This window comes from Micromonospora krabiensis, assembly GCF_900091425.1.
GTDB lineage: Bacteria > Actinomycetota > Actinomycetes > Mycobacteriales > Micromonosporaceae > Micromonospora > Micromonospora krabiensis.
Genome location: NZ_LT598496.1, coordinates 2,587,008 through 2,611,744, shown reverse-complemented (window position 1 = coordinate 2,611,744; position 24,737 = coordinate 2,587,008). Strand labels below are relative to the sequence as shown.

The 24,737-nt window shown below is 71.6% G+C and carries 20 protein-coding genes; 9 read left to right on the top strand and 11 right to left on the bottom strand.

Annotated features, from left to right (window positions below; translation table 11 throughout):
* Nucleotides 1-3: 3 nt before the first annotated feature.
* Nucleotides 4-963: a TAXI family TRAP transporter solute-binding subunit gene (locus tag GA0070620_RS11550; RefSeq protein ID WP_091589912.1), complete on the bottom strand. Its 960-nt coding sequence runs from the start codon at nucleotides 961-963 to the stop codon at nucleotides 4-6.
* Nucleotides 964-1,075: 112 nt separating this feature from the next.
* Nucleotides 1,076-1,981: an AraC family transcriptional regulator gene (locus GA0070620_RS11545; RefSeq protein WP_091589909.1), complete on the bottom strand. Its 906-nt coding sequence runs from the start codon at nucleotides 1,979-1,981 to the stop codon at nucleotides 1,076-1,078.
* An 84-nt stretch (nucleotides 1,982-2,065) separates the two neighbouring features.
* Here GA0070620_RS11545 and GA0070620_RS11540 point away from each other — a divergent pair, with 84 nt between their 5' ends.
* Nucleotides 2,066-3,019, top strand: a complete 954-nt coding sequence (locus GA0070620_RS11540) for an SDR family NAD(P)-dependent oxidoreductase (protein ID WP_091589906.1) — start codon at nucleotides 2,066-2,068, stop codon at nucleotides 3,017-3,019.
* A 52-nt stretch (nucleotides 3,020-3,071) separates the two neighbouring features.
* Here the strand turns inward: GA0070620_RS11540 and GA0070620_RS11535 are convergent, their stop codons facing one another.
* From GA0070620_RS11535 to GA0070620_RS11525, 3 genes are all read right to left on the bottom strand, one after another.
* Nucleotides 3,072-3,743 carry a hypothetical protein gene (locus tag GA0070620_RS11535; protein WP_091589904.1) on the bottom strand — a complete coding sequence of 224 codons (672 nt, stop codon included), beginning with the start codon at nucleotides 3,741-3,743 and terminating at the stop codon, nucleotides 3,072-3,074.
* Nucleotides 3,744-3,844: 101 nt separating this feature from the next.
* A complete protein-coding gene (gene yaaA / locus GA0070620_RS11530; RefSeq protein WP_091589902.1) occupies nucleotides 3,845-4,642 on the bottom strand; it encodes a peroxide stress protein YaaA in 798 nt (265 codons plus the stop codon).
* Between the two features lie 9 nt (nucleotides 4,643-4,651).
* Nucleotides 4,652-6,271 carry a hypothetical protein gene (locus GA0070620_RS11525; protein WP_091598569.1) on the bottom strand — a complete coding sequence of 540 codons (1,620 nt, stop codon included), beginning with the start codon at nucleotides 6,269-6,271 and terminating at the stop codon, nucleotides 4,652-4,654.
* Nucleotides 6,272-6,402: 131 nt separating this feature from the next.
* On the opposite strand from GA0070620_RS11525, the gene GA0070620_RS11520 reads away from it, so the two are divergent.
* Nucleotides 6,403-7,443 carry an App1 family protein gene (locus GA0070620_RS11520; protein ID WP_091598566.1) on the top strand — a complete coding sequence of 347 codons (1,041 nt, stop codon included), beginning with the start codon at nucleotides 6,403-6,405 and terminating at the stop codon, nucleotides 7,441-7,443.
* Nucleotides 7,444-7,488: 45 nt separating this feature from the next.
* Here GA0070620_RS11520 and glgB read toward each other — a convergent pair whose 3' ends face one another.
* The 3 genes from glgB to glgA form a co-directional block, all read right to left on the bottom strand.
* A complete protein-coding gene (gene glgB, locus GA0070620_RS11515) occupies nucleotides 7,489-9,591 on the bottom strand; it encodes a 1,4-alpha-glucan branching protein GlgB (RefSeq protein ID WP_091589899.1) in 2,103 nt (700 codons plus the stop codon).
* On the bottom strand, nucleotides 9,579-11,675 hold the full coding sequence (locus GA0070620_RS11510; protein WP_091589896.1) for an alpha-1,4-glucan--maltose-1-phosphate maltosyltransferase: 2,097 nt from the start codon (nucleotides 11,673-11,675) through the stop codon (nucleotides 9,579-9,581). The genes glgB and GA0070620_RS11510 overlap by 13 nt, the downstream gene beginning before the upstream one ends.
* Nucleotides 11,676-11,975: 300 nt before the next feature.
* A complete protein-coding gene (gene glgA, locus GA0070620_RS11505; RefSeq protein ID WP_091589894.1) occupies nucleotides 11,976-13,193 on the bottom strand; it encodes a glycogen synthase in 1,218 nt (405 codons plus the stop codon).
* Nucleotides 13,194-13,263: 70 nt separating this feature from the next.
* Between glgA and glgC the strand changes: the two genes are divergently transcribed.
* Both glgC and pgm read left to right on the top strand, forming a co-directional pair.
* Nucleotides 13,264-14,496: a glucose-1-phosphate adenylyltransferase gene (gene glgC, locus GA0070620_RS11500; RefSeq protein WP_091589891.1), complete on the top strand. Its 1,233-nt coding sequence runs from the start codon at nucleotides 13,264-13,266 to the stop codon at nucleotides 14,494-14,496.
* A gap of 79 nt (nucleotides 14,497-14,575) precedes the next feature.
* On the top strand, nucleotides 14,576-16,219 hold the full coding sequence (pgm, locus tag GA0070620_RS11495; protein ID WP_091589889.1) for a phosphoglucomutase (alpha-D-glucose-1,6-bisphosphate-dependent): 1,644 nt from the start codon (nucleotides 14,576-14,578) through the stop codon (nucleotides 16,217-16,219).
* Nucleotides 16,220-16,224: 5 nt separating this feature from the next.
* Here the strand turns inward: pgm and GA0070620_RS11490 are convergent, their stop codons facing one another.
* Nucleotides 16,225-17,157, bottom strand: a complete 933-nt coding sequence (locus tag GA0070620_RS11490; protein WP_091589886.1) for an NAD(+)/NADH kinase — start codon at nucleotides 17,155-17,157, stop codon at nucleotides 16,225-16,227.
* Nucleotides 17,158-17,184: 27 nt separating this feature from the next.
* On the bottom strand, nucleotides 17,185-17,427 hold the full coding sequence (locus GA0070620_RS11485; RefSeq protein WP_157741594.1) for a hypothetical protein: 243 nt from the start codon (nucleotides 17,425-17,427) through the stop codon (nucleotides 17,185-17,187).
* 258 nt (nucleotides 17,428-17,685) lie between these two features.
* On the opposite strand from GA0070620_RS11485, the gene GA0070620_RS34015 reads away from it, so the two are divergent.
* Nucleotides 17,686-18,342 carry an acyltransferase gene (locus GA0070620_RS34015; RefSeq protein WP_269456572.1) on the top strand — a complete coding sequence of 219 codons (657 nt, stop codon included), beginning with the start codon at nucleotides 17,686-17,688 and terminating at the stop codon, nucleotides 18,340-18,342.
* On the opposite strand, the gene GA0070620_RS11475 is transcribed toward GA0070620_RS34015, so the two are convergent.
* Nucleotides 18,234-19,415, bottom strand: a complete 1,182-nt coding sequence (locus tag GA0070620_RS11475) for a glycosyltransferase (protein ID WP_157741593.1) — start codon at nucleotides 19,413-19,415, stop codon at nucleotides 18,234-18,236. The genes GA0070620_RS34015 and GA0070620_RS11475 overlap by 109 nt on opposite strands.
* Before the next feature lie 216 nt (nucleotides 19,416-19,631).
* On the opposite strand from GA0070620_RS11475, the gene GA0070620_RS11470 reads away from it, so the two are divergent.
* From GA0070620_RS11470 to GA0070620_RS11455, 4 genes are all read left to right on the top strand, one after another.
* On the top strand, nucleotides 19,632-20,783 hold the full coding sequence (locus GA0070620_RS11470; RefSeq protein ID WP_157741592.1) for a glycosyltransferase: 1,152 nt from the start codon (nucleotides 19,632-19,634) through the stop codon (nucleotides 20,781-20,783).
* On the top strand, nucleotides 20,780-22,036 hold the full coding sequence (locus GA0070620_RS11465) for a glycosyltransferase (protein ID WP_091589873.1): 1,257 nt from the start codon (nucleotides 20,780-20,782) through the stop codon (nucleotides 22,034-22,036). The genes GA0070620_RS11470 and GA0070620_RS11465 overlap by 4 nt, the downstream gene beginning before the upstream one ends.
* Before the next feature lie 120 nt (nucleotides 22,037-22,156).
* Nucleotides 22,157-23,101 carry an NAD-dependent epimerase/dehydratase family protein gene (locus tag GA0070620_RS11460; protein WP_091589870.1) on the top strand — a complete coding sequence of 315 codons (945 nt, stop codon included), beginning with the start codon at nucleotides 22,157-22,159 and terminating at the stop codon, nucleotides 23,099-23,101.
* Nucleotides 23,102-23,212: 111 nt separating this feature from the next.
* Nucleotides 23,213-24,718, top strand: a complete 1,506-nt coding sequence (locus tag GA0070620_RS11455) for a lipopolysaccharide biosynthesis protein (RefSeq protein ID WP_157741591.1) — start codon at nucleotides 23,213-23,215, stop codon at nucleotides 24,716-24,718.
* The last annotated feature ends 19 nt before the right edge of the window (nucleotides 24,719-24,737 follow it).

Here is a 24,737-nt window from a genome sequence, read left to right as displayed (position 1 = left end):
GGCTCAGGGCTTCGCGGCGCGGTACCAGGCGGCGGCGCCCGGATGCAGCGGCAGCGGCGAGGTGGCGATCGCCGACCGGGGGCTCATCCGCCCGGCCGCCGGGTGCGCCGCCGCCAGCTCGGACCGGCGCTCCATGAGCAGCCGCGTCACCTCCCGCACCACCCGCTCCGGCAGGTCCGCGCGGACGATCAGGAAGTTCGGGTCGGCGACGGTGGTGACCGGGTCGACGCCGTAGACCGACCGGGGGATGTCCCGCGAGACGTAGACCTCGCCGTAGCGTGACCGCAACGGCTCGGTCCACTCGCCCAGGTCGACGATGCGGGTCGGGGAGCCCCGGGCCAGGTCGGCGATGCCCCGCACCGGCAGCCCTCCGGAGAAGAAGAACGCGTCGATCCGGCCGGACCGCAGCGCGGTCACCGAGTCGTCCAGGTTGAGGCGGGCCCGGCGTACGGCGTCGCCGCCCAGCCCGGCGACGTCGAGCAGGCGGGTGGCGGTGATCTCGGTGCCGGAACCGGCGGCGCCGACGGACACCCGACGGCCACGCAGGTCGGCGACGGTGTGCACCGGACCGCCACCGGAGCTGACCAGGTGCAGTTGGTCGTCGTACACGCGGGCCACCGCCGCCACCCGGGGGTCGGCGTCGGGCCCGGCGGGCAGCACGTCGGCCTGGGTGAAGCCCAGTTCGGCGTCGCCGGCGGCGACCAGCCGGACGTTCTCCGCCGACGCGGGGGTGACCACCACGCTCGCCCGTACCCCGGGCATTTCACGGTTGAGGATTGCGGCCAGGGACTCCCCGAAGGCGTGGTAGACGGCGGTCGGGCTGCCCGTGGCGATGCGGATGCGCATCGGCTCCGCGGGCCTGTCCCGGCACCCGGCCAGGCCGAGCCCCGCGAAGAGCAGCACCGCCAGCAGGAAGGCGGACGGGGCGCGACGCCCGGGCCGGGTGCGATTCACTCGCTGCACTTTGCGCCCGGGACCGGACCGGCGCAACCCCCGTTGCTCCCGTGCTGGGCGGCCCGTGCGGTTCGATCTTCCACCCGATCCGGTCGGCGTCGGGCGGGCGGCCGGAGCGGGGTCACCGCCGGGCCCGGCTGCGGTAGGCGCGCGGCGACAGCCCGGTGGTGCGTTTGAACGCGACGCTCAGCGCGCTCTCCGAGCCGTACCCGACCGCGCGGGCGATGCTGGCCATGGTGTCGTCGCTGCGCCGGATCCGCTCGGCGGCCAGCTCGATCCGCCAGCCGGTGAGGTACTCCAACGGCCCTCGGTCGACGACCTCCTTGAAGCGGGCGGCCAGCGTGGACCGGGACACCGAGGCGACCCGGGCCAGCTCCGCCACCGTCCAGGGATGGTCGGGACGGGCGTGCAGTGCCCGCAGCACGGGGGCGAGCACCGGGTCGGCCAGCCCGGCCAGCCAGCCGGAGCCGCCGCCCCGGGCGAGGTGCAGGCGCAGGATCCGGATCAGCATGACCAGGGCGAGGTGCTCGGCCACCAGCCGGCCGCCGAGCGGCTCCGCCCGCAGTTCGGTGTCGATCTGCTCGACCGCCCACCGGACGGTGCCGGCTTCGGGTGTCGCCGCGGGCACGTGGATGACCGGCGGCAGCCCGTCGAGCAGCAGGGCCCGGCCGCGTTCGGTGAAGGAGAACGCGCCGCCGATGAGGAACACCTCCTCGCCCGTGCCGGCGCGGGCGACACCGTCGACGGCGGCGCGGAAGATCGGCCCGGCCGGCTCCGGCGGTGTGTCGAGGTCGCCGGCCAGGGTGAAGCACCGGGGTTGGGTGAGCAGGAAGCAGTCGCCCTCGGCAAGGGTCACCGGCTCGGGCACGCCGTCGACCCGCAACAGGCAACCGCCGCGCCGTACGGCGTTGAACTTGACGCCGGCCGGCGGGTCGAACCGGACCGCCCACCGGCCGCCGGCCGCCATGGCGGTGGAGAGGCGGCTGGTGGCGCCGACGAGGGCGAGTACGTCCTCCAAGGGATCCACGAACGCTCCTGCTGGACGCCTGCTAAAGAGTGATGGATGCCAGACTACAGACAGTCCAGGGCGGTCGTTCGTAGCGTGGATGACATGACAGCACAGACCCCGCTCCGCACCCCGTTCACCGCTCGCACCACCGCCGCCGAGATCGTCGACGGGGTGGACCTCACCGGACGACGCATGATCGTCACCGGCGGCGCCTCCGGCATCGGCGCGGAGACCGTCCGTGCCCTGGCCGGGGCCGGCGCGGACGTCACGGTCGCCGTCCGCAGCGTGTCCAGCGCCGACGCCCTGGTGGCCGAGTTCCCCGACCGGGTACGCGCCGCCACCCTCGACCTGGCCGACCTCGCCTCGGTCGACGCCTTCGTCGCCGGCTGGGACGGGCCCCTGCACGCGCTGGTCGCCAACGCCGGGATCATGGCCCTGCCGACCCGCCAGCTCACCCCGCAGGGCTGGGAACTCCAGCTCGGCACCAACTACCTCGGTCACTTCGCGCTCGCCCTCGGGCTGCGCGACAACCTGCGCGCCGCCGGCTCCGCCCGGGTGGTGGTCGTCAGCTCCGGCGCACACCTGCGGGAGGCGTTCGACTTCGACGACCCGCAGTTCGAGCGGCAGCCGTACGACCCGTGGTCCGCGTACGGCCGGTCGAAGACCGCCGACGTCCTGCTCGCCGTGGGCATCGCCCGGCGCTGGGCCGCCGACGGCGTCACCGCCAACGCCCTCAACCCCGGCTACATCAACACCAACCTCCAGCGGCACATGGACGACGAGACGCTCCGCGCGTTCGGGGTGCTGGACGAGGCGGGCAACCGGATCGACCTGGAGTACTACAAGACGCCCGCGCAGGGCGCGTCGACCAGCGTGCTGCTGGCCGCGTCGCCGCTGGTCGAGGGGGTCACCGGCCGGTACTTCGACGACAACCAGGAGGCCGAGGTCGTCGTCGGCGGCCCGGAGGCCACCGGTGGGGTCGCCGCCCATGCCCTGGACGCAGCCGCCGCCGACCGCCTCTGGACGTACGCCGAGGGGGCGCTCGCCAACCGCTGACCCGGGGACCCCGGCCCGGCCGGCGACCAGGTCGACGCGGTGACGTCGCGGGTCAGGCCGGGCCGGCGGTCCGGGCGGGGGCCAGGGTGGTGCGGTCCAGGATGCGGTCCCGGTCCGGACCGTGCGCCACGCTGACCAGGAAGCACCCGGTGCCCGGCCGCAGCTCCGCCGGCACCCCGAGCAGCGCGGCGCTGCGGATCAGCACGGCGGCGAGCTCCCGGTCGGTGAGCCGGACGCCCAGGATGTGCCGGCGGACGTGCCGCCCGCCGGCCAGCAGCGCCGACCGCCAGGCCGCCTCGGCCAGCCGGGGCACCCAGATCCGGCGGGCCGTGGACGCGCCGGGCACCGACGTGGTGAACAGCTCCCGACGCCCCTGCCGCCAGCCCGTCTCCAACAACCGCACGTAGTCGACCCGGTGCTCCCGGGGCACCCGCAGCCGGTGCAGCTCGTAGCGGCGGCGCAGGCCACCCACGGCCAGCTCGTGCCCGACCGGGACGCCCAGCCGGTCCAGGAGCTGCCGCATCCGCTGGGCGGCGTCCTCCCGGTTGAACTCCACCACCGGCGCCGGGTACGCGACCGCGCCCCGCGCCGGCCGGGCGCCCGCCGGCGGCGGCATGCACCGCAGCAGGCAGGCGGCCTCGAACGCGTCGGCCAGCGTCAACCAGTCCAGCGGTGGCGGTGCGGACGGTGGGCGCCGGTCGAGCAGGGCGGGTTCACGGGCCAACGGAGATGCTCCCTTGTCGGAGTCGTGGTCTCCCTACCGTGAATGCTGGGCGGCGACGACGGAACGGGTCCGGCCCAGGCTTGAGGAAATCTTGCGGGTCCTCAGAGTTCGGTGACCACCACGTCCACCTGGCGTGGCCGGCCCGCCGGCCCCGGCTGCTCCACCACCGTGTACTTCAGGTCCCGCAGCGCGGTGACCACCTGGTCGGCGGTGCGGGGCCGGGCGCCGGCCAGCAACAGGTCCCGGACCAGGCGGCCCTTGGTCGCCTTGTTGAAGTGGCTGACCACCGAGCGGACGGGCACGCCGTCGACCTGCCGCTCGTGGAGCACCCGCACGGTCACCGTCCGCTCTGCCAGTTCGCCGCGCGGCGTCCACGTCGCCGCGTACGCGCCGGAGCGCAGGTCGAGCACCGGGCGGTCCCCGGCCGCGGCGGCCAGCGCCGGCGCGAGGGCCCGTCGCCAGTACGCCGACAGCGCGCCCGGGCCGGGCAGCTTCACCCCGATCGGGCAGCGGTAGGGCGGGATCCGGTCGGTGAGTCGTACGGCGCCCCACAGCCCGGAGCTGATCAGCACCGACCGGCGGGCGGCCCGCTGGGCGGCCGCCGGCAGGGAGCCTAGGTCCAGCGCCTCGTAGAGCACCCCGGTGTAGATGTGGGCGGCCGGCGCGGTCGCGGCCCGGGTCAGCCGTACGTTGCGCCGCAGTTCGTCACGCTGCCCCTCGCTGAGCCCCAGCGCGGCCCGGGCCGCCGCCTCGTCCGGCCCGGCGCAGAGCGCGACGAGCGCAGTCAGCACCTCCTCGCGCGCCGGGTTCAGCTCGGGCAGGGAGAGCCGGGACAGGTCCAGGCGCCGGCCGGTGCCGGCGTCGGCCTTCCCCTCCGAGGGCGGCAGCAGGATGAGCACCGCTGGAATCTACCGCCACGGGCGCACCGGGCTCGGTGGGTGGTAGACGCGGTAGCCGCCCACGTCACGCACCGGGGTGCGGTCCAGTTCGTCGCCGAGCAGGCGCCGCAGCCGGAAGTCCGCCACCGAGCCGGTCTCCACCACGTACCCGGGACGCGCCGCCCGCCCCACCTGCCGCCAGTACGGCAGATACCGGTTCTGCCCCGGTTGGAGGTTGTCGTCGACGACCCCGCACACCACCTCCTCGGCCGTGTCGAAGACGAGCCGGTTGCAGATCCAGTAGTCCCCGTACACCTCGTGCGGCCCGTCGGCGCGCAGCACCGCGGCCAGCTCCCGGGCCCGGCGCTCCTCCTCCCGCGACGCGGCGACGCCGTCCGTGGCGTACCGCGCGGTCACCACCAGGCTCGTCACGGCCAGCGCGGCCAGCACCAGGGTGGCCACCGCGCCGGTCAGCCGACCGAACGCGCCGACCGTGCCCCGCCAGCCGGCCACCGCCGCGAGCCAGAGCGGCCACAGCACCGCCGGCAGCGAGATCTGCAGCAGCGACAGGTAGCGCGCGTTGGCCAGGGGGTCGAGGGCGGCCAGCGGGCTGCGTACGTACGACAGGAGGGTGAGCGCCGCGCCCGCGACCAGGGTGAGGTGCGTGACCGGGCCGATCCGCCGACCGCGTGGCCCTCCGGCGGTGCGCCGGTAGAAGATCACGGCGAGGGCCGCCGCGACGAGCAGCAGCAGCGGATAGAGGTAGCCGAACCACTCCTGCCAGCGGCCGCAGCCGTCGATCGGGCAGAGCCCTCCGGCCAGCGGCACCCCCTCCACCAGACCGCCCCGCAGGCGCAGCGACCACGACGGCTCCGGCCCGGGGCGGGTGCTGATCTCCCGGAGCACCGACCACGAGTCCTGCCCCGGCGGCGCGACCACGTTCGCCCAAGTCATCGGGGCGACGCCCACGGCAAACCCCGCCACCAGCAGCGCCCCGGCCCAGCCGAGCAGCTCCCGGCGGGCCGCGTAGAGCAACAGCAGCCCGGCCACCAGCAGGTACGGCGCGATCAGCCAGTCGGACCAGAGTGCCAGCCCAGCGAGCAGGCCGAACAGGCCGACGGCCAGCCGCCGACGGTGGATCGTGCCGGCGGCCAACCCCACGGCGATCAGCAGCATCAGCACCACCGCCGGCTTCGCCTCGGGTCGGCCGCCGACCACGGTCAACTGGTCCCGGACCACCCGTTCCGGGCCGAGGGCCAGGAGACCGACGACGAAGGTGGCGAACCAGGGCGCACAGACGCGCCGGGTGAGCCGGTGGATCAGGTACAGGAAGAGCGCGTAGAGGACGAGCATCGGCAGCCGCAGCACGGGCCAGCTCGGCCCGGCCAGCCAGATCAGCGGCGCGGCCAGGTACGACTCCAGCATGCCCATGTAGCGCTGGCCGTACAGGAACACCGGGTGCGCCCGACCCTCGGAGATGTGCAGCGCCGCCAACCCGAAGGTGGCCTCGTCGCTGTTCGACGCGGGCACCGTGTAGAGCGTCAGGACCAGCCGGTAGCCGACCCCGACCAGCCCGAGCAGCAGCGCGACCAGCGCCGGCCGGTCGAGCCGCGGACGCCACCACCTGCGGTCCTGCACTGGTTGCGACACGACCACGCCCCCGTCGTCGTCCCGACCGGAGTGTTTCACGACCCCGGCGGTGGGCGGGGTGGATCGGGGCAGACCGGTCGGGGAGATCGCCTCGCGTGGCCGGGACCGCGGCGGTGTGGCAGGGTGGCAGCGTGCCACCGACTCCCGCCGGCCAACTGGCCGTCCCGCGCCTGCACCGGGCGGCGCGGATCGAGGACGCCGTGCACCAGCTCGTGGAGCGCCGGCTGCGGCGCACCGGCTGGCGGATCAACATCGTCGCGTACACGGGCTACGGCGGGCCGGGCTGGGTGCGGGTGATGTGCCGGGTGCTGCTGGGCCGCCCGGACACCCGCCAGCGGGCCCGGTTGGAGAAGGTGCGCGGCTGGCGCAGCTTCACCACCCTGCCCGCCAAGCACGTCACGGTGTCGATCGAGACCGGCGGGGTACGGCACGAGGCGCAGGCGGACCGGAGCGGGTTCGTCGACACGATGGTCGAGGCCGACCTGCCGCCGGGCTGGGGGACGGTCCGGCTGAGCGTGCGCGACGCCGAGCCGGTCGAGGCACCGGTACGCATCCTCGACCCCGATGTCCGCTTCGGCATCCTGTCCGACATCGACGACACGGTGATGGTGACGGCGCTGCCCCGGCCGCTGCTCGCCGCGTGGAACACCTTCGTCCTCGACGAGCACGCCCGCGCGGCCGTGCCCGGCATGGCGGTCCTCTACGAGCGGCTGGTCACCGCCCACCCGGGCGCCCCGGTCTTCTACCTGTCCACCGGCGCCTGGAACGTCGCGCCGACGCTCACCCGGTTCCTGTCCCGGCACCTCTACCCGGCCGGGCCGCTGCTGCTGACGGACTGGGGTCCCACCGCCGACCGGTGGTTTCGCAGCGGACGCGAGCACAAGCGGGCCACCCTCGCCCGGCTGGCCCGGGAGTTCCCCGACGTGCGCTGGCTGCTGGTCGGCGACGACGGCCAGCACGACCCGGAGATCTACCGCGAGTTCGCGGCGGCCCACCCGGACAACGTGGCGGGCGTGGCGATCCGCCGGCTCTCACCCACGCAGGCGGTGCTGGCGGGCAGCCTGCCCGTGCCGCACGACAAGCCGTCGGCGGGGCCGGTGGGGCAGAAGTGGCTCTCCGCGCCGGACGGCGCCGGCCTCTGGCAGCTGCTCCGCGACGCCGGCCTGGTCTGACGTACGCCGTTGGCGGCGCCGGCTCAGCCCCGGCGCCGTGCCGGGTCACTCCGGGCGGAGCCAGAGCACGCCGAGCGGCGGCACCTGGAGCGCGGCTGACGCGGGGAAACCGTGCCACGGCACATCCTCCGCGTGGACCTCGCCGAGGTTGCCCACGCCGGAGCCGCCGTAGTGGTGCGCGTCGGTGTTGAGCACCTCCCGCCACGTCCCCCCGGCGGGCAGGCCGACCCGGTAGTCGTGCAGCGGCAGGGCGGAGAAGTTCGCCACGCACACCAGCGTCGAGCCGTCCGGGGCGATCCGGACGAACGACACCGTGTTGTTGGCGACGTCGTCCCCGGCGATCCAGCGGAACCCGGCCGGGTCGGTGTCCTGCGCCCACAGCGCCGGCACGTCCCGGTAGAGCCGGTTCAGGTCACCGACCAGCCGCTGCACGCCGGCCCGCGCCGGGTCGTGCGTCAGGTACCAGTCGAGGCCGCGCTCCTCGCTCCACTCCCGGTCGTCGGCCAGCTCGCAGCCCATGAAGAGCAGCTGCTTGCCGGGGTGCGCCCACATGTACGCGAGCAGCGCGCGCACGTTTGCCAGCCGCTGCCATGTGTCGCCGGGCATCTTGGCGGCCAGCGAACCCTTGCCGTGCACCACCTCGTCGTGGCTGATGGGCAGCACGTAGTTCTCGCTCCAGGCGTACGCGAGGGAGAACGTGAGCTGATGGTGGTGGTGCTGGCGGTAGATCGGGTCCTTGGACGTGTAGAGCAGGGTGTCGTGCATCCAGCCCATGTTCCACTTGAACCCGAAACCGAGGCCACCGTCGGCCGTCGACCGGGTCACGCCCGGCCACGCGGTGGACTCCTCGGCGACCATCACCACCCCCGGGTGGTGCTTGTAGACGGTGGCGTTCACCTCCTGGAGGAACGCGATGGCCTCCAGGTTCTCCCGACCGCCGTACTGGTTGGGGGCCCACTGGCCCTCCTGTCGGGAGTAGTCCAGGTAGAGCATCGAGGCGACGGCGTCCACCCGCAGCCCGTCGACGTGGAACTCGTCCAGCCAGTAGAGCGCGTTGGCGACCAGGAAGTTGCGCACCTCGCGGCGGCCGAAGTCGAAGACGTACGTGCCCCAGTCGGGGTGCTCGCCCCGGCGCGGGTCCGGGTGCTCGTAGAGCGCGGTGCCGTCGAAGCGGGCGAGGGCCCACTCGTCCTTGGGGAAGTGCGCGGGCACCCAGTCGAGGATCACGCCGATGCCGGCGGCGTGCAGCCGGTCGACGAGGTGACGGAAGTCGTCCGGGTCGCCGAAGCGGGAGGTGGGCGCGTAGTAGCCGGTCACCTGGTAGCCCCAGGAGCCGCCGAACGGGTGCTCCATCACCGGTAGGAACTCGACGTGGGTGAAGCCCAGCTCGGTCACGTACGCGGTCAGCTCGTCGGCCAGCTCCCGGTAGCCGAGCCCGGGCCGCCACGAGCCGAGGTGCACCTCGTACACGCTCATCGGCTCCTGGTGCGGCTGCTGCCGGGCCCGGCGGGCCAGCCACGCCTCGTCGGACCACTCGTAGCGGGAGTGGTGCACGACCGACGCGGTGGCCGGCGGGACCTCCGCGTACGCCGCCAACGGGTCGGCCTTGTCCCGCCAGCGCCCGTCGGCGCCGAGGATCCGGTACTTGTACCGGGCGCCGGCCGCGGCGTCCGGCACGAAGACCTCCCACACGCCGGTGGAGCCGAGCGACCGCATGGGCCAGCCATCGTCCGGTGCCCAGCCGGTGAAGTCACCGACGACGCGGACGCCGCGCGCGTTCGGCGCCCAGACCGCGAACGCCACGCCCTCGTCGAAGACCCGCGCGCCGAGCGCCTCCCACAGCCGCTCGTGCCGCCCCTCGGCGATCAGGTGCAGGTCCAGCTCGCCGAGCGTGGGCGGATAGCGGTAGGGGTCGTCGCGCGGCACACCGTCGACCTCGACCCGGTAGTCCAGGACGGTGCCCGGCACGCTGGCCTCGAAGACCCCCAGGTCGTGCACCCGCTTCATCGGGTGCCGCTCCCCGTCGACCAGCACGGCGACGTCGCCGGCCCCGCGACGCAGGGTGCGGATGGTCGTCCGGCCGTCGGCCGAGTGCGCGCCGAGCACGGCGTGCGGGTCGTGGGCGTGGCCGGCGATCAGCTGGTCCATCGGTCGTCGTCCTTCGGGGCGGGGGAGGTCGGGGCGGTGCCACCCGAGAGGTCGTCGGGGACGGCTTCGACGGTGAGGTCCGCCGGGCCGGTGGGGGCGGCGGCCGGCCCCTCGGGCGGGACCGGACGACGCACGGTCAGCACGTGCGCCGGTTGCAGGTACGGGTCGAGCCGCACCGCGTTGCGCTGCCCCCAGTCGTAGCTGGTGCCGGTCAGCTCGTCGTGGACGGTGAACCGGTCGTGCCAGTCGAAGCCGAGCGCCGGCATGTCGAGGGTGGTGTTGCCCCACTGCACGACGCGCGGGTCGAAGGAGCAGACCACGATGACCGTGTTCCCGGTCTCCGGGTCGTGCTTCGACCAGCAGAGCAGCGCCGGGTTGTCGATCTCGTGGAAGACCAGGTTGCGCAGCCGGCGCAGGGCGGGGTTCTCCCGGCGTACGCGGTTGAGGGTGGCGATGAACGGGGCGAGGGACCGGCCCTGCGCCTGCGCGCCGGCCCAGTCCCGGGGGCGCAGCTCGTACTTCTCGTTGTCCAGGTACTCCTCGGCGCCGGGGCGGGCGACGTGCTCGAAGAGCTCGTAGCCCGCGTAGAGGCCCCAGGAGGGGGAGAGCAGCGCGGCCAGCACCGCGCGGATCTTGAACATCGGCGGGCCGCCGTGCTGCAACGACTCGTGCAGGATGTCCGGGGTGTTGGGCCAGAAGTTCGGTCGCATGTAGTCGGCCGCCGCGACCAGCTCCTCGCAGTACGCGCGCATCTCCGCCGCCGACGTGCGCCACGTGAAGTACGTGTACGACTGGGTGAAGCCGATCTTGCCGAGGCCGTGCATGATCGCCGGGCGGGTGAACGCCTCGGCCAGGAACAGCACGTCCGGGTCGACCTTCTTGACCTCCGCGATCAGCCAGTGCCAGAAGTCGAACGGCTTCGTGTGCGGGTTGTCCACCCGGAAGATCCGGATGCCCTCACCCACCCAGTGCAGCACCACCCGCAGGATCTCCGCCCGGATGCCCTCCGGGTCGTTGTCGAAGTTCAGCGGGTAGATGTCCTGGTACTTCTTCGGCGGGTTCTCCGCGTACGCGATCGTGCCGTCGGCCCGGGTGGTGAACCACTCCGGGTGCTCGGTCACCCAGGGGTGGTCGGGCGCGCACTGCAACGCCAGGTCCATCGCCACCTCCAGGCCCTGCTCGGCGGCCGCCGCGACGAAGTCCCGGAAGTCCTCCGGCGTACCCAGGTCGGGGTGGATGGCGTCGTGCCCGCCCTCCTCGGCGCCGATCGCCCACGGCGAGCCGACGTCGTCCGGCCCGGCGGTGAGCGCGTTGTTGCGACCCTTGCGGTTGACCCGCCCGATCGGGTGGATCGGCGGCAGGTAGAGCACGTCGAAACCCATCGCCGCCACCCCGGGCAGCCGCTCGGTGGCGGTGGCGAACGTGCCCGACCGGGCCGGCGCGTCGACGGTCGCCGGCACCGCCCCCTCCGAGCGGGGGAAGAACTCGTACCAGGCGGAGAAGAGGGCCCGCTCGCGGTCCACCCACACCCGGTGCTCCTCGCCGGCGGTCACCAACTCCCGCACCGGGTGCGCCCACAGCAGGTCGGCCAGGTCGAGCGCCGCCGCCACCCGCGCCGGCGGCGCCAGGTCGTCGTCCCGCAGGGCCGCCGCCGCCGCGACGACCCGCTCCCGCTCGGCGGCCGGCACCAGCTCCGCGGCCGCGTCCAGCACCCGCGCGCCCTCGGCCAGGTCGTTGGCCAGCTCCGCCGCCCCCTGCCCGGCGGCGATCTTCTTGGTGACCGCGTTCTGCCACGTCAGGTACGGGTCCTGGAACGCCTCGACGGAGAAGGTCCACTCGCCGACCGCGTCCGGCGCGATGGTGGCGTGCCACCGGTCCTGCCCCGGCTCGCCGGGCCGCATCCGCGTGAACGGGCGGGTCACGCCGTCCGGACCGCGCCAGACCACGTTGCAGCCCAGCGCGTCGTGCCCCTCGCGGTAGGCGCGGGCCGCCACCGGCACCCGCTCGCCCACCACCGCCTTCGCGGGGTAGCGACCGCACGAGACGACGGGGGAGACGTCTTCGATGGGGAACCGTCCAGTCACCCCGCCAACCTACTGCGCGAGATCCGTTCGCGCGCGGCCAAGCACCCCCGTCCGCCCGTCCGTCATCCGCCCGGCCACCCCTCAAGATCCACTCTCTTTGCGGGAAACCGCGGTGTCCGCGCGACCCGGATGCAGCGGTTTCCGCAAACCCGGGTGGATCGAAGTCGGACGACGGTCAATGAACCGGAGGTGGCGTAGCCTGCCGCCACGATCGAACGGGCGGAGGTCGCGGTTGTCGGTGTCGGAGTCGCCGCCCGGGACGGCGGTGTGAGACCGGTGCTGAGCAGGCCTCCGTCGTCCTCAGGCCGCGCCGACGGAGCGGTAGACCTGCAGGGTCTGCCGGGCGATGGCGTCCCAGGAGAAGTGCTGCACGGCGCGCTGCCGGCCGGCCTGGCCGAACCGGGCGGTGCGCGCCGGGTCGGCCAGCAGCGTGTTGATCGCCGCCGCCAGGTCGGCCACGAAGCGGTCCGGGGCCAGGGGAGTGCCGGAGCCGTCGGTGGCCTGCTCGATCGGCACCAGCAACCCGGTCGCACCGTCGGCCACGACCTCGGGGATACCGCCGGTGGCGGTCGCCACCACGGCCGTCTCGCAGGCCATCGCCTCCAGATTGACGATGCCCATCGGCTCGTACACCGACGGGCAGACAAAGACAGTGGCGTGGGTGAGCACCTGGATCACCTCCGGCTTGGGCAGCATCTCCGCGACCCAGACCACGCCGGAGCGCTTGGCCCGCAGCTCGGCGACCAGACCCTCCACCTCGGCGGCGATCTCCGCGGTGTCCGGCGCGCCGGCGAGCAGCACCAGCTGCGTGTCCGCCGGCAACTCCCGGGCGGCCCGCAGCAGGTAGGGCAGGCCCTTCTGCCGGGTGATCCTTCCCACGTAGACCACGCTGGGACGGGACGGGTCGATGCCGAGCCGGTCCAGCACGTCGGTGCCGGAGTCCGGGGCGTACTGCACGGTGTCGATGCCGTTGTAGACGACCCGGACCTTCGACGGGTCGATCTGCGGGTAGGCGGTCAGCACGTCGGAGCGCATCCCCCCGCTGACCGCGATCACCGCGTCGGCGGCCTCCATCGCGGTGCGCTCGACCCAGGACGAGAGCGCGTACCCGCCGCCGAGCTGCTCGGCCTTCCACGGCCGCAGCGGCTCCAGGCTGTGCGCGGTCACCACGTGCGGCACCCCGTGCAGCAGCTTCGCGGTGTGCCCGGCGAGGTTCGCGTACCACGTGTGGCTGTGCACCACGTCGGTGCCGGTCGCGCCGGCGGCCATCTCCAGGTCCACACCCATCGTGCGCAACGCGGCGTTCGCGCCGGTCAGGCCCGGCGGTTCGGCGTACGCGGTGACGCCCGGCTCGGTGCGGGGCGCGCCGAAGCAGTGCACCCGCACGTCGGCGAGCCGACGCAACTCCCGGGCCAGGTACTCCACGTGCACCCCGGCGCCGCCGTAGACCTCCGGCGGGTATTCACGGGTGAGCAGATCGACGCGGAGCTGTCCGGTGGCCGGGGAGGAGTCGGTCATCCCCGCACCCTAGTGCAGAAGTCCGACCGTACGAGTGGTGAAGTCGGACGCGGGTGGTTAGCGTCTGAGCATGGCTGCCAAGGTGCTCGCGATCGTCCTGGCCGGCGGAGAGGGCAAGCGCCTGATGCCGCTGACCACGGACCGGGCCAAGCCCGCCGTGCCGTTCGGCGGGATGTACCGCATGGTCGATTTCGTCCTCTCCAACCTGGCCAACGCCGGCTTCCTCAAGATCGTGGTGCTGACCCAGTACAAGTCGCACTCGCTCGACCGGCACATCACCAAGACCTGGCGGATGTCCACCCTGCTCGGCAACTACGTCACCCCGGTGCCGGCACAGCAGCGCCGCGGCCCGTGGTGGTTCGCCGGCTCGGCCGACGCCATCTACCAGAGCTTCAACCTCATCAACGACGAGCAGCCCGACTATGTGATCGTGTTCGGCGCCGACCACATCTACCGGATGGACCCCCGGCAGATGGTCGACGACCACATCGCCTCCGGCGCCGGGGTGACCGTCGCCGGCATCCGCCAGCCGCTGTCGACCGCCGACCAGTTCGGCGTCATCGAGGTGGGCGAGGACGGCCGGCGGATCCGCGCGTTCCGCGAGAAGCCCACCGACGCCGTCGGCCTGCCCGACGCGCCCGACCAGATCTACGCCTCCATGGGCAACTACGTCTTCACCACCCGGGCGCTCTGCGAGGCGGTGGAGCGCGACGCGGAGGACAAGACCAGCAAGCACGACATGGGCGGCAGCATCATCCCCATGCTGGTCGAGAAGGGCGAGGCGAACGTCTACGACTTCAAGGACAACGAGGTCCCCGGCAGCACCGACCGCGACCGCGGCTACTGGCGGGACGTGGGGACGCTCGACTCGTTCTACGACGCGCACATGGACCTGATCAACGTCCACCCCGTGTTCAACCTCTACAACTTCGACTGGCCGATCTACACCGAGCAGCCGCCGTACCCCCCGGCGAAGTTCGTCCACCAGTGGGGCGAGCGGGTCGGCCGCGCGGTCGGCTCGATGGTCTCGCCCGGCGCGGTCATCTCCGGCTCGCTCGTCGAGAACTCGGTGGTCTCGCCGAAGGTCAAGGTGCACTCCTGGGCGCACGTCGACGGCGCGGTGCTCATGGAAGGCGTCGAGATCGGCCGGCACGCCGTCATCCGCCGGGCCATCCTGGACAAGAACGTCTTCGTCCCCGAGGGGGCCGAAATCGGCGTCGACCTGGAGAAGGACCGACAGCGCTACACCGTCTCGGACAATGGCATAGTGGTGATCGGAAAGGGCCAGCGGGTCGAGCCGTGACACCGGTCGCGACACGCATGACACCGCCCGCCGCCGGGAACCAAGCGGCGTCCGCCCCATCCGCGAGGAGGTTGCCGCAGTGACCCACCCCCGTGCCGGCCAGCCCGCCGAACCCGCCGACCTGGTCGACGTGCCGCGCCTGGTGACCGCCTACTACGCGGAGCACCCGGACCCGCAGGACCCGACGCAGCAGGTCTCCTTCGGCACCTCCGGCCACCGCGGGTCGAGCCTGCGCCGCGCCTTCAACTCCGACCACATCCTCGCGGTCACCCAGGCGCTGTGCGACTACCGGCGCGAGGCCGGCATCGACGGGCCGCTCTTCCTCGGCCGCGACACCCACGCGCTGTCCACCCCGGCCGCGGTCGACGCCCTGGAGGTGCTCGCCGCCAACGAGGTCACCGTGCTCCTCGACAGCCGCGACGGCTACACGCCCACCCCGGCCCTGTCGCACGCCATCCTCACCCACAACCGGGGTCGCACCACCGGCCTCGCCGACGGGATCGTCATCACCCCGTCGCACAACCCGCCCGACGACGGCGGCTTCAAGTACAACCCGACCCACGGCGGCCCCGCCGACACCGACGTCACCCGGTGGATCCAGGACCGGGCCAACGCCATCCTCGCCGGCGGGCTCGCCGTCATCCGCCGCATCCCCTACGCGCGGGCCCGCGCCGCCGACACCACCGGGACGTACGACTTCCTCGGCGCCTACGTCGACGACCTGCCGGCGGCCATCGACATCGACGCGATCCGGTCCGCCGGCGTCCGGATCGGCGCCGACCCCCTCGGCGGCGCCAGCGTGGCCTACTGGGGCGAGATCGCCGAACGGCACCGCCTCGACCTCACCGTGATCAACCCGACCGTCGACCCGACCTGGCGGTTCATGACCCTCGACGGCGACGGCAAGATCCGGATGGACTGCTCCTCGCCCAACGCGATGGCCTCGCTGATCGCCGCCCGCGCCGACTACCAGGTCTCCACCGGCAACGACGCCGACGCCGACCGGCACGGGATCGTCACCCCCGACGGCGGCCTCATGAACCCCAACCACTACCTCGCCGTGGCGATCGGGCACCTCTTCCGCACCCGCTCCCAGTGGGGCCCCGCCGCCGCCGTCGGCAAGACCCTCGTCTCCTCCTCCATGATCGACCGGGTCGCCGCCGACCTGGGTCGGCCGCTACTGGAGGTGCCGGTCGGCTTCAAGTGGTTCGTGCCCGGGCTGCTCGACGGCACCGTCGGCTTCGGCGGCGAGGAGAGCGCTGGCGCCTCCTTCCTGCGCCGCGACGGGCAGACCTGGACCACCGACAAGGACGGCATCCTGCTCTGCCTGCTCGCGTCCGAGATCATCGCCACCACCGGCCGGACGCCCAGCGAGCACTGGACGGAGCTGGCCGAACGCTTCGGCGCCCCCGCGTACGCCCGCATCGACGCCCCCGCCACCCGCGAGGAGAAGGCCGTGCTCGGCAAGCTCTCCCCGGAGCAGGTGACCGCCACCGAGCTGGCCGGCGAGCCGATCACCGCGACCCTCACCTCCGCGCCCGGCAACGGCGCCCCCATCGGCGGCCTCAAGGTCACCACCGAGTCCGGCTGGTTCGCCGCCCGCCCCTCCGGCACCGAGGACGTCTACAAGATCTACGCCGAGTCGTTCCAGGGCGCCGACCACCTCACCCGCATCCAGCAGGAGGCGAAGGACCTCGTCGCCGAGGTGCTCAAGCAGGCCTGACCCGGTCACCGGGCCGGTGGCGGCAGCTCCCGGCGGCTCAACTGCTCCCGCAGCCCCTCCGGTAGCAGCTCCCGCAACTGCTCGGGAAGCAGCGGCAGGTCCAACAGGCTGAGCTTCAGCTGGTTGCGCTCCTGGTAGCGGCGTGGATCCAGGCGCACCACCAGCCCCGCCTCCCGGCGGAAGCTGATGTCGACCGCCCCCTGGGTGGCGGCCTCCCGGATCACCAGGCCGTCCACCTCCACCGCCACCGGCGCCGACCCGGGCGTCAACTCCAGGCGGATCGTCTCGTCGGGGGAGAGCACCACCGCCCGGGAGATCCCCGCCATCGGCGCCGACGGCGTGACCACCAGCGCCTGGGCCGCCGGGGAGACCAGCGGCCCACCGGCCGCGTAGCTGTACGCCGTCGACCCGGTCGGCGTGCTCACCACGATCGCGTCACAGCGGTAGTAGCCGTACCGTTGTCCGTCCACCGCCAGGGTGGCGGTCACGAAGCCGGACCCGGGCTGACGCACCAGAGCGATGTCGTTGAACGCCACCAGATCGTCACCGCACACGCCGCAGACCAGGCAGCTGTGCGTCTCCACCGTGAAATCCTTGTTCGCCAGGCGGTCCAGCGCCGCCGGCAGCTCCGGCGGCTCCACCTCGATCAGGAACCCCAGGCGGCCGAGGTGCACGCCCAACACCGGCTTCGGGTCGTCGACCACCATGCGCAGCGCGCCGAGCATCGTGCCGTCGCCGCCGATGCTGATCAAAGCGTTCACGGTGCGGGGCAACTCGTCGGCGGGCAGCGCCTCGACGGACGCGGGCACCCGGTCCCGGTCCTCGACGCGTACGGCGAGGCCCTTGCCGTGCCGCGTCGCCCACTCGGCGATGATCTCGACGACCTCGGAGACATCCCTCGTCGGGTGCAGCACCAGCCCGAGCAGGGTGCGGTCCATGCCTCCACCTCACCACAATTCGGGCGGTTACCGCGCCAGATAGTGAGCGATCGCCTCTGCGAAGACCGCCTCGATGTCGCACCGTTCCTCGATCCGCCGCCACTCGCCGCTGTCGCAGACGTGGTAGTGGGTGGACTCCTCGGCAGTCACGGTCCCGAAGTGCAGACACTGAAACTCGACGAGATGGAACTCAGCACCGTCGAAGCCGATATCCCGTGACACCAGCGGTGTGCCGATGGTGTCTGCTGTCTGTGCGGCGTAGTCGAACAAGGCTCTCCGGTCCACACCCACGTCGCTTTCGGGGATATAACGTCATTTTGCAGACTAGAACAGCATGAATGGTAATAATCCCACAGAGGCTGCCTGTTGTGACGGTCCCGGCTCTTGAGTTCCGGCGACGGAGGCGGCGCAGCCCACTATGCACTTCTTCGAAGGGCCGGTCCTTGTGGTTCCGGAGGCATCGAGGTCGGTGAGAGGTGGGTTCGGATGCGGGTGGACATAAGTCGGCCAGGGCGGATGCTCGGGTCGATGGCGCGGTTGGTTGACCGGGTCTTGATGGCTGGTTCCCGGGCGCGGCGGGCCATTCACGGCTTGGCGGTGGTCGACCGGTTCGGCGCCCGCGGCGATGGATTCGTGTTCGACCCAGACGGCGTCTACACCTTCGAGAACATCGAGGTGGGGCGCAACGTCGACCTCGGGTATCGACCGGTAGTCATGGCTGCTCGGTCCCGCATTCGGATCGGCGACAATGTCATGTTCGGCCCGGAGGTGACCGTTCGGGGTGGCAACCACCGGGTGGACCGGGTCGGCCTACCCATGATTGCGGTCGGCAAGGAACCAGACGACGAGACCCACGACCGGGGTGTGGTAATCGGCGACGACGTCTGGGTCGGGACCCGGGCGATCATCCTGCAGGGGGTCACCGTCGGACGAGGCGCTGTGATCGGGGCCGGTGCGGTGGTCACCCGGCCGGTACCGCCCTACGCGATCGTGGTCGGCAGTCCGGCTCGGGTAGTTCGGCTACGGTGGTCGGTCGAGACGATCGCCGCTCATGAGCAGGCCGTATATCCTCCCGATCAGCGGCTGACCCCGGCCGAACTGGCCGCGCTCACCGAGGTCGCTGTGCCCGAGCCGCGGCAGGCGCCAGCGACGAAGTCGCTGACCGTCGGGACCCACGAGCGATAGTCGAAGTCCACGGCACGTTCTCGGGCGGCGCGGCTCATCCGCCACCAACCGTCGTCGTCAAGAGCCAGCGCCCGCAGGAGCGCGTCGCGGACATCGTCCGCTGACGGTCCGGCCACCACCAGCCCTTCTCGGCCGTCGGTGACGTACCGGGCTAGGTCACTCGTGTGGTTCAGCAGGACAGGGCAACCGGCCGCCAGGCTCTCCGGCACCTTCGACGGAAAGCCCGCCCGGGAGTAACCGACGTCGGGGCGGACCAGAACCGAGAAGTGCGCGCGACCCAACTCGGCCAGGACCCGCTCACGCGGCACCCGGCCCAGGAAGATAACCCCGTCGGCAAGACCATCCAGGCCGGCTCCGTCCAGATCGGACAGGCTGACTGCCTGGTCGCGGGTCATGCCCGCGATCGTGAGGCGGACGCGTTCACGCTCTGCCGCCGGCAGTCGCCGGATGCCCTCCACCACCACGGCCAGCATGTCCTTGGTGCCGGCGGTGCCCGCGTAGAGCAGGCGCAGGCCTTCGGCCAGCGGTGGTGGCGCCGGCGGTGCGTACGCGGCGCGGTCGACCTGCGGTGGTACCACGAGCGTGGGCCGCCGGCGGGCGAAGTCATCGTGGAGCGCGGTGGAGATCGCGATGATCCGATCGGCCAGCCGGGCGGCGAGGAAGATGCCCCATCGGTGGCGGACGAAGTACGGGGTGAGCCGACCCCGAGGGAACTGCTGGGGGTCGTGCCGCTCCAACACGTCGACGGTGATCGGGCGGCGTACCACGAGGCGAAGCACCACCCAGGTGGTCAGGTTCCAGAGCCCGAGCGGCAGGCAGATCCCACTCAGGTCGGTGCGCCGTACGCCAGCGCGCCGCAGCGCGGCGAGTACCCGAAGCGGGCGGCGCTGCCGGTGCCACCAGCGAGCCGCCCTGCCTCCCCTGCTCGGTAACAGGGTCAGCAAACGGACCTCCGCCGGTAGGGGCGGGTTCATGGGCGGCCGGGTCCCGTCGGCGGGCCAGTCGTTGACCACGATGGCAGTGCTGCCGGGTGGGGTCGCCGAACGGGCCAGATGAAGTAGGCGGTTCGACATGGCGTCACCGTGCGGAAAGCGGTACGCCGCGAGTGCGAGCAGGCGCGGGTTGCCTGGTCCGGTCGAATGACGCGGGCCCGACACCGGTGACTGGGACATGCGAGTACCCCGTTCGGATGAATTGCAGCTTTTGCACGGGTATCGCCCGATAGTCTAGGTCGCCGATATCGCCTCGCCGTCGGCCGCCACGCCATACGACATCGAAGTGGAGTTGCAGTGAACGCGACCACCGCTGTTGCCGGATTCGACCGACCGCCGTCTTCACTTCGAAGCCGACCCGTGGTGGTCCAGCATTCGGCAGGACGGCCGGGAGCTAACGGACCCCTGACTGCTGTCGAAAGGGTGCTCGCTTCCCGGCTTGGCGGCGAGTACGACTTCGTGCGGATGCACCAGGACCACGGCAACGGTGGTCTCGACGTGTCATTGCTCCGCGAGTGGGTGGCGATGCTGCGTCGCGTCCGGCCGGACTTGGTACATGTACGCGGTCTGCAGAACGAAGGTTTCCTCGGTGTCCTCGCGGCACGCCTGGCCCGCTGCCCGCGCATTCTCGTCACTGTCCACGGAACCGTCCGCGACCTACGTCAGGGCGGTCGGCCCCTGCGGCGTGGGCTGCTGGTACACGGAGCCGAGCCGTTCACCCTGCGAGCCGCTACCCACGTCGCGACCGTCTGCGAGTACGCCGCAGGCCGGGACTTCTTGCGCGGTATCCGGGGCCGATTCATGGGCGTGATCCCCAACGGGGTGATGGTTCCGGCGGGGCCCGGACCTCGCGAACAGATGCGCGCCGAACTCGGTCTACGATCCGACGACACCGTCATGATCACGGTAGCCCGACTGACCTGGGAGAAGGGCTACCGGGTGTTGGCCGACGCGTTGGGCCGGTTGCCGGCGCTGCCCGGCCGCCGGGTGCTGCTCGTGGCCGGGGACGGACCGGATAGCGCCGCTATTGCCGACGCGCTGTGCGGCGCGGCCGCCGGTACCTCGGGTCGCGAAACACTGGACGTGCGCCTACTCGGCTCCCGCGCCGACATTCCGGACCTACTAGCGGCGTCCGATCTGTTCGTCTTCCCGTCGCTGCACGAGAACCTGTCCAACGCACTGTTGGAGGCGATGGCGCACGGGCTTCCCGTCGTGGCGAGTGCGGTCGGTGGCAATGTCGAGGTACTGCGTGACGGCGACGGCGTGCTCGTGCCCTCCGGTGACCCGCGCGCTCTTGCCGAGGCTCTGACACCTTTGTTGGCCAGCTCGTCTACTCGGTATGAGCTCGGTGCGCGGGCGCGTCGCCGAGTGAGTGACCGATACAGCCTCGACGTCATGCTCGACGCGCTCGACGCGGCATACCGTCGCATCCTGGCGGTGCCGCGGTGACCGCTGGCTCCGGCACCCGTGTCACTCTGCTCGGCTTCACGGTGCCCGATGAGGTGTTGGCCGATGCGACCGCACGGGACGTCGTGCATGCCACCCAGACGCACACCTTCGCGTGGGCGCTGGTGACCGCATTGCGTGCCAGCGGATGCCAGGTACGACTGCTCTCCGCGGCGCCCGTTTCGACCTGGCCGCGCAATCGTCGAGTGTTGTTCCACGGCGGACCGTTCGACCACGACGGTGTAAAGGGCCGCCTGCTGGGCTTCGTCAACCTACTCGGCCTTAAACACATGACTCGGTACCTGGCGGCCCGCCGGCGGCTGGCCGGCGAACTCGACGAAGAGGAAGTGCTGCTGGTGCACGGTGTGCACGCCCCGTTCCTGTGGGCCGGCGCGCTCCTCGCCCGGCGGCGGGTACGGGTGGTGCCAGTGCTCACCGATCCGCCTGGGGTGGTACTGCCCGACGACGGGTGGTTGGTACGGCTCCTGCGCCGGGTCGACGTCGTTCTTGTCCGTGCCGCGCTGCGCCGCTGCACGGGGGTCATCGCCCTGACGGGGCCACTCGCCGAGGATTTCGCGCCGGGCCGGCCCCGCCTGGTCATGGAAGGCATCTTTCACCCGGCCACCGGCGTCGGTTCCCGTGTCGACATCGCCTCGGGCGTCCGCGAGGTGGTGTACGCCGGCGGACTCTCCCGGGCCTATGGAGTGGACCGCCTGGTTGATGCGTTCCGGGCGTTGCCCGACCCGGATCTACGCTTGCGGCTGTTCGGTCGCGGTGAGCTGACGCCCTGGCTGCGCGAGCAGGCCACCGTTGATCCGCGGATCGCGCCGCCGGAGTTGCTCGACCGCACGGTGCTCGCGGACCGCCTCGCGCGGGCGGCTGTGCTGGTCAACCCCCGTCCCGTCGAGCAGGGCTTCGTTCGTTACTCCTTCCCTTCAAAGACCATTGAGTACTTGTCGGCAGGAGTGCCGGTGGTCAGTACCAGGCTCCCCGGCATCCCCGCCGACTACCTGCCGCATCTCGTACTCGCCGAGCCGGACACGATCGACGGGCTTCGGGAAGCGCTCGCCCACGCGCTGGCCCTAACGGCCGGAGAGGTAGCAAGGCGAGGCCTGGCTGGTCGAGAATTTCTCCGGCTGACGCGTAGCCCCGCCGCGCAGGGCCGGAGGGTGAAAGACTTCCTCGATTCGCTGGACGGTCGACCAGCGGCGTTCGAGACGGACCACTCCGCTGTGTCCAGCGTCGCTGGATACTGATAACCCGGGTATGTGGGTGATGCATTCCGTATTGCGTGACTTATCCCGTGCCTCGCTCGTTGTCCCGTTGTTACCGAGCCGGCCAGGGGGCCGGCGGCGGATAGACGGACGGGAGCGATCGTGAAGGTAGTGGTGACGGGTGGTGCGGGCTTCATCGGAGCCAACCTGGTCCGGGCGCTACTGGATACACCGGAGGTCACCTCGGTCGTTGCGGTCGACGATCTCTCCACCGGCCTGCTCGAGAACCTGGAGGGTCTGCCCGTGCCGCTGCTCCGCGGCACCGTACTCGACCCTGACCTGCTCGACCGGGCTTGCGCCGGTGCCGCAAGCGTGGTGCACTTGGGCGCGCTCGGTTCGGTGCCTCGGTCGATCGACCGGCCACTGCCGAGCCACCATGCGAACGCGACCGGCACCCTGATGGTGCTCGAAGCAGCACGCCGGCACGATGTGGGGCAGGTGATCGTCGCCTCGTCGTCCTCCGTGTATGGTGCGAACCCGGTGCTACCGCGGCAAGAAGGTCTGCGTCCGATGCCGGTCAGCCCGTACGCCGTCTCGAAACTCGCGGCCGAGGCCTACGCCGTAGCCTTCGCCTCCTGCTACGGCCTTCCGGTGCTGCCCTTCCGATTTTTCAACGTCTTCGGTCCCCGCCAAGCGGCTCACCACGCCTACGCCGCAGTGGTGCCTCGGTTCGTCAGCGCGGCTCTGGAAGGGCAGCCCCTGCGGGTGCACGGCGACGGTCGGCAGACCCGCGATTTCACCTACGTCGGCAGCGTAACCTCTGTGATCGTCGACGCGGTGATCCGTCGAGTGTCCTCCCCGGACGCCGTGAATCTGGCGTTCGGTGCCCGGATTTCGCTGCTCGAGGTCATCGGCGAATTGGAGCGGCTGCTGGGACGCCCCTTGGAGCGGGTCCACGAGCCCCAGCGCCCGGGAGACGTCCGAGACTCGCAGGCCGACTCCACCCGGCTTTACGAGCTCTTCCCCGAGGTTCGACCTACCGCGCTTCGGGTCGGCTTGGAGCAGACCGTCTCCTGGATGGCCGGGCGGGTACTGGCCGGACACTAGCTCGGCGGACGGGCGCCCGGAGGTGTCAGGACATGAAACCGGGTTCGAATGAGTGCGCCCCGTTGCGCCGTGCAACCCTTGCCCCTCCCCTAGTTCACGGACCGCAGTCTGATGGATGATCGGCGTACCGTGCGGACCGCTCAGAAATCCGCCGGTGCTGGAAGGGCCGAGTTCGGGGCAGAGGGACGGGACCCACACGCGCTGGCCCACACGACGGACAGGGAGACCGGCTACGCAGCGGCGCGGCGGTCGCGTGGCCGCGCCCTGGCTGCGGGCATCGCCTCCTCGCTGGCCGGAAAAGCGATCGGTCTGGCCGCTCCGTTGTTGATCACGCCGCTCGCGTTCGGTCACCTTGGTGCCGAGCGCTACGGCATGTGGATGGCGATCACCTCGTTGACGAGCATGGCGCTGTTCGCAGATTTTGGTCTCGGCAATGGTCTGGTCACCCGACTCGCCCGGCTGTTCGCTACCGCCGACCGGTCCGGGGCAGCACGCGAGATATCCAGTGCGTACGCCCTGCTTGGTAGTATTGCCGCAGTGCTGATCGGCGTGCTCACGGCCACTGTGCAGGTGGTCCCATGGCCCGCACTGCTGAACGTCACCGACCCGACCGTCGCCCGGGATGCCCGAGCCGTGGTACTGATCTGTTTCGGTTCCTTTCTCGTCAACATTCCGTTGGCGCTGATCCAACGTGTGCAGTACGCCCACCAGCAGGTGGCGCAGAGCAACTTGTGGCAGGCCGCCGGTAGCCTGTTGTCGGCGGCCCTGGTGTTTGCGGGAGTCGTCGCCCACATCGAGCCGGTCCTCTTGATCGCCGCGGCCGTGTTGGCTGTGCCGTTGATGAACGCGGCGAACACGATCTGCTACTTCGTCTGGCAGAGCCCGGATCTGCGGCCGTCGCCGCGCCGGGTACGCACACCGGCCGCGCGAGGGCTACTCCGGTTGGGGCTTCGGTTCTTCGTTATCTCCGTGCTCAGCTCCATCGTGCTCAACATTGACGGTTTCCTCGTCGGCCGGGTTCTCGGCCTGACGGCCGCGGCCAACTACGTGGTGGTTACGCGTGTGTTCAGTGTGCTCGCACTCTTCGTCACGTTGGTCAACCTTCCGCTCTGGCCAGCGAACGGCGAGGCGCTGGCGCGCGGTGATGTCGCATGGGTTCGGATCAACACCCGTCGGATGTCGGTCCTGTCGGCCGCGGTGGTGTCCGTGCCGAGTGTTGGTCTTGTCCTGTTCGGCAACGACGTCCTCGCGTTCTGGATCCGCTCGGACGAGTTCACACACGTACCGGTCTCGCTGCTGGCCGCGCTCGCCGCGTACTCGGTGGTCATCGCGATGGTGTCCCCGATCTTCATGGTCCAGAACAGCATCGGGCTGCTCCGCCCTCAGTTTGTCGGGTGGTCTGCCTGCCTGATCGTTGCGATTCCACTCAAGGTCGTCCTGGCCGATCAGATCGGCCTAGCTGGTGTCGCTGTGGCATCCGTGGTGTCTTACGCGGTGACGGTTCTTCCGGCCGCCATCGTCGGCTATCACCGGACACTCGACGCTGCATCCATGCCCGAGGCGGCATCGACGCGAGGCCATCGCTACAGCCCTAAGGGACGTCTCGTAACTCGGTGAGGGCGTTGCCCCGCACCGG